The following is a 5,062-nucleotide window of genomic DNA, read 5'->3' on the forward strand; positions in this document are numbered from 1 at the left end:
TGTATAATGCTGCCGGGATATATTCTGCTGTGTTTGTAACAGAAAGATCGGTATCGGCAGGTGTTTCTGCTGTAATGGAAGTACCATTGATCTTCCAGATGAAACCATTCTCCATATCGAGATTCAGGGAAATATCTTTGCCTTTTATTTCGGATAAAACAGAAGCAGGAAGTGTCCTGGAACCGTTCAGGGTAATGAAAATGGTATCTTTTTCGTTGGAAGCCCTGATCAGAGTATTGACAGCATCCCAGCCTTTCTTCTGGAAACTTCCCTCAATGTAAGGTTCCCCGTCACCAAGTTTACCGAGGGTTTTTGTATCCTGATGTTTGCAACGTTTACAGGTGTAAGTTATGATTCCGTCAGTTTCGGCAGTTGGTTCTGTAGTGATAACGCCACTGTCATAGTCATGTCCGTATGCGGAAATGGTATAACCATAGGAAAGTGTTTTATTACAGTCTGTGCAGTAGGTGTCTCCACTATATCCACTGGAAGTACAGGATGGGGAGGAGTAGTAACGCCCTGCGGTGTGTTCGTGTGTACATTCACTTCTCGTGATTTTTAATTCAACGGATTTGTTTACATAATTGCCAGCATCTATGCCAGCGTAAACTGCGGTGGCAAAGATAGGTATCCCTACTTCTAATGATTTATCAGTATCTTTCCATATCCAGTTTTCAGGAAGAATATTGGTGATATCGCCGACCTTTTTACAGGACCATGAAACGAATATAGGATTGTTATCAGGAAATCTTGGTGCTTGATTGGCTTTAGTAATAGTAAAAGTCCAATCTGTATTTACTAAATCAGAAAATGTATAGGTTTCGTTATTTATATCTGCCCTTACGCGATAAGTTCCTGCATTGATAGCAAAAGTACATAATTCATTCTGCTCATTATAATAAGACAATGTGAAATCACCAATGTTTTCAGTATTTGTTAATGAAGCGTCTTTGGAATGCCCATCATATACTAAATTTCGGGGTGCAGCAAAAGTAAAGTTTATAGGTACGAAGGTATTATCTTTTTTATTAAAATAATAGGTCTGTGTTGTATCTCCGACAGAAATAGTGTGTGTTTTACCGGTTAGCCATGCGTACAGGTCCTTATCATTTACATGATTATATGTTCCCCAGTCATCACCATCTATCCTTATTACTTTTTTTTGAGGATTAGAAATAGTACAACAGTAAACCTCACCTTGGGCGTTTGCTGGGGAACTGGATACGGAAGAGGCTTTTACAGAACCGCCATTAATAATAATACCAGAGTTTTTACCGCCGATATCAGTTCCACGTGCGGAAGATGCAGTTACTGAGCCACCATTAACAGTAATATTAGATTTTTCACCGCCGATGCCAGTTCCATGTGTGGAAGATGCAATTACCGAGCCACCAATAACAGTAATATTAGATTTTTCACCGCCGATGCCAATTCCAGATGTGGAAGATGCAATTACCGAGCCACCATTAACAGTAATATTAGAGCTTTTACCACCGATGCCAATTCCAGATGTGGAAGATGCAGTTACTGAACCGCCGTTAATAATAAGCGGACTATAACTGTAGATGCCATGGGACTTAATGGATCTTACAGTCAAACTGTCATTATTGTTATTGGAACTATTATTTATTGTTGTAAGGCGAGATCTAGGATCTATTTCCAAAGTATGTTTCTCATTTGTTTCATTACTTGTTTCAAGGTAGTTATCATGTTCTAAATATATACATGCATTATTTGACTCTATATGCAGTGCTGAATCGGAGTTGGAGTCAGTAACAATCTTTACATTATTCAGATAAATAACTACATTAGAAAACCCTGCATTAATATAAATGGGGTCGGAGGTTGTAGAACCATAACCATTAAATCTGTACGAACCACCAGAGCTTATTATCCAGCATTTATATCGAGAGTTATAATATTGGGAGTATTCAGGGGCAGTAGGCGTAGTTAAATTAATTTCTATAGGTTGCTCTCCGTTTACAGTGGCTGGCATAACATTTGCTTCATTACTAAATTCAGGTACACTCTCCGAAGTAAATACAGATAGTTCCTCTTCTGTTTCTTCTGCTGACTCCTGATCGTTGTCAGTAAAGACTTCAGAAGTTTCTTCAGATACCTCTTCCATATTTCCGGAAGTAAATTCCCCCGCAAATATGGTCTGGGGGAGCATATTGGTGGAACACAGTGCAAGTGCCAGAATCCCGGCTAATAACTTTTTCTTCATACGTTCACCTCTCCTTTCTTTATACATGATCTTCTGCGTCTTGACTCTTTTGTTCTCTTTTTCTGAATTTGATACATAATGCGGTAATCACGACTGCCACAGTAAAGGAAATGACAGCCACCAACACATAACCGCCTGCGCCCTCATGCAGCAAAATTGTGCCGTACATTCCCGTGGCGTTTATTGGCTGGCTTTGCACTATCCCCATTGCCCCCACAAGGGACAGGAACAGCAGGGTACACAGAACGGACAGACGGCAGACTGTGCGCCGCTCCTGGCGGCGGTGGTATTCATGCATTCGCTTTTTTACCAATTCGATACGCTTTTCTGTATCGTACATGCCTTCCAACCTCCTTCCACAAAAACAGTCTTAGAAAGTCTTTCACTTATATAGGTACAAAAAAGGCGAAAAACTCTCACCTGAAAATCAAATTTTTTTAAAAAAATTTGAGAGCTGCCGAAACAGCTCCCAAAAGAGAAAAAAAGGTTATATTATTGTATCGAACTGCGGAAGATCAAACCAGCAATAGGGAGCGGAAATGGAATAGCCTACCCACTGCTTGTTGCTTTTCGCAATTGAAGCAGGGGACTTACTTGATTCGGTTAAATATCGAAAAATGCTACCATATAGAGAGGTAATGTAATGATACCCTCTTCAAATTCGGTTTGTTTCCAATCATAAAAAATGGCGAAGTGCTTATCGTAACACTCCGCCGAAGGCCTAACCGGTTTGAGCAAAAAAAGCTTGGGTAGGTCTGCTTTACTATTTTATGCCTTCCTGCTGCATTTATACACTTAAGTGTGCCTTCCAATCCGCCGAAAGATTCATTGCTGTAAGACTGACTACATCAATATTATTTTGAATCAGCTTATCGAAAGCAGCTACAAATGTCACCCACTCCTCATCGGATGAGCGCAGATACTTCATCGCCAGTAAGATTTGATACAAACCATTATGTGCTGGCGATGGCACAACCTTATCTACATCCAGAATTTCCGGTGTCGTATGTATTGTGCGATTATATATTCTGGAATTATGAGCACACATATTGCGCAATACTGAAACGCTCTGTATCCATGAAGCAAGCATTTTCTGTGATGGTTTTACCAAATTTCCTTTTTTTGATTTATACTGGTAGTTTAACGCCAAGATAGAATATGAACTTCCAGTGCCTGTTTTCAAATTCTTAATTATCTTCGATAGCGTACCAAATGAAAGAACTTCAACAGCTGCCCATACAGGCACCTCTCCATCATGATTATCAAAATTATGTTTTATAAACACATCATTAGATCGAGCAATTTCTGACGCTACAGTAGACATATTCTGCCAATATCGTTTTTTCTCTTTGAAAATTGATGAATCTTGCAAAATAAGTGGTTCTCCGTGCACAAGTAATGATTCCACCAATCGCACTCTCAAAGCAACCTCAATCTTAGAAATCATTGAAAAAATCAAAGCAGATAATTCCTGATCAAATTGATACAATTTTATAATATCTTTAAACTTTGTTCCCGCAACATACTTCTTTGTAGTATTATCATATAAATGAAACGAGTAGCCTCTCAAACGATAAAACCCAATTGTCTTTAATACCTTTTCTACATCTTCATAAGATGTAATCTCCATTCCTGCATCTACATAAGATTGCACTTGTTGTTCTATTGTTAATATTTGTTTTGGATATTGATACATAAAACACCCCATAAATGAAAAAGTCCCACCGGGTTGCGCATGAAAAATCAGAGGCGTGGTGGGTTCTGTTAATATTATTATACAGTTTCCGATGTTACTGTCAAGCTTTCTTTTGTAAAAATCGGCAACTTTCCATTGTTTTTTTGAGATTATGCCTATTTTGACATGGGGTATCCCAATGTCAGGTCTCTGCAGATAATAATGATGATACACCTGTCAAATATTCATAGTTACTGATATACGTACCTATTATATAATATGAATTCCTGCGGTTCCTATTTTCTCATACTCTTTACATTTTATTTTTTGTTGACATCAGAACAAATTCCAGCTTTAATTGCATCCCTAATCCCTGTGCAAGTTTTTTCACTATACTCAGACTGGGATTTCTTGTTCCGTTCATAATCTGCTTTATACTTCTTTGCCAGTTCTTTTTCTGCCTTTGGTGTCTTCTGCGATTTTTTTATAAATCCATTGGTCAGTACCGCCTTCTTGCCCACCTCATAGCAAGCTCCATCTCATATATATTTGTTTCATTGTAGAGTTTTTCTTTTTGCCCGCCAAGCTTGATTGTCCGCAAATAAGATAACCGGGTATTTTAAACGATAATCTATACTTTCTTATAAGTGATTTTTCAGGCAGTATCCGCCACTGATTCCAAAGATAAAAATACATAAATTTAAAGAAATTAAGTGTTCAATAAAACTCGTCAAAATGTTATAATGTAAGTACAAAAAGGAGTGTTATATGAATAATACGATTTTTGATGATGTATTCCGTACAATGATCGAGAAGATGCCATATCTGGCAATACCGCTGATCAATGATGTATTCCACACATCATATCCGGAAGATGTGAAGATCACATAGCTTCGCAATGAACATCAGCAGGAGAATGGAGTATATCTTCCGTAAAGAAGAAGATGTCCGGAAAGGAATAGGTGATATTATGGGAGGAAAAGTTCTGGAACTGGAATCTGAAAGACTTAAAGCTGAGGGACGTACAGAAGGAGAAGCAATTGGACAGGCAAGAGGTGAAGCAATCGGGCAGATTCAGGGAGAAACTCGACTTGGAAGCCTGATCACTCGATTACTTCAGGATCAGAGAACTGAAGAAATCCCGATTGTATCAACAGACG

General features: G+C 38.5%; 5 protein-coding genes and 1 pseudogene. 2 read left to right on the forward strand and 4 right to left on the reverse strand.

What is annotated here, in order from left to right; genetic code table 11:
- The 4 genes and pseudogenes from LJE09_RS16745 to LJE09_RS19255 all read right to left on the reverse strand — a co-directional run.
- Window positions 1-2,227 (reverse strand): annotated as a pseudogene (locus LJE09_RS16745) (MBG domain-containing protein); the annotation flags it as partial.
- 19 nt (window positions 2,228-2,246) lie between these two features.
- A complete protein-coding gene (locus LJE09_RS16750) occupies window positions 2,247-2,567 on the reverse strand; it encodes a hypothetical protein (RefSeq protein ID WP_227311577.1) in 321 nt (106 codons plus the stop codon).
- A gap of 447 nt (window positions 2,568-3,014) precedes the next feature.
- On the reverse strand, window positions 3,015-3,923 hold the full coding sequence (locus tag LJE09_RS16755; RefSeq protein WP_173701913.1) for an Abi family protein: 909 nt from the start codon (window positions 3,921-3,923) through the stop codon (window positions 3,015-3,017).
- A gap of 292 nt (window positions 3,924-4,215) precedes the next feature.
- Complete coding sequence (locus LJE09_RS19255) at window positions 4,216-4,326, reverse strand: hypothetical protein (RefSeq protein ID WP_243257152.1); 111 nt, start codon at window positions 4,324-4,326, stop codon at window positions 4,216-4,218.
- A 344-nt stretch (window positions 4,327-4,670) separates the two neighbouring features.
- Here LJE09_RS19255 and LJE09_RS18010 point away from each other — a divergent pair, with 344 nt between their 5' ends.
- A complete protein-coding gene (locus tag LJE09_RS18010) occupies window positions 4,671-4,793 on the forward strand; it encodes a hypothetical protein (protein WP_255601814.1) in 123 nt (40 codons plus the stop codon).
- 25 nt (window positions 4,794-4,818) lie between these two features.
- Window positions 4,819-5,062 (forward strand): hypothetical protein (locus tag LJE09_RS16770; RefSeq protein WP_331466592.1); only part of this gene is annotated, 244 nt, incomplete at its 3' end.

The organism is Blautia sp. DFI.3.45 (assembly GCF_020593505.1).
In the GTDB taxonomy this organism is placed as follows: Bacteria; Bacillota; Clostridia; order Lachnospirales; family Lachnospiraceae; genus Blautia_A; species Blautia_A wexlerae.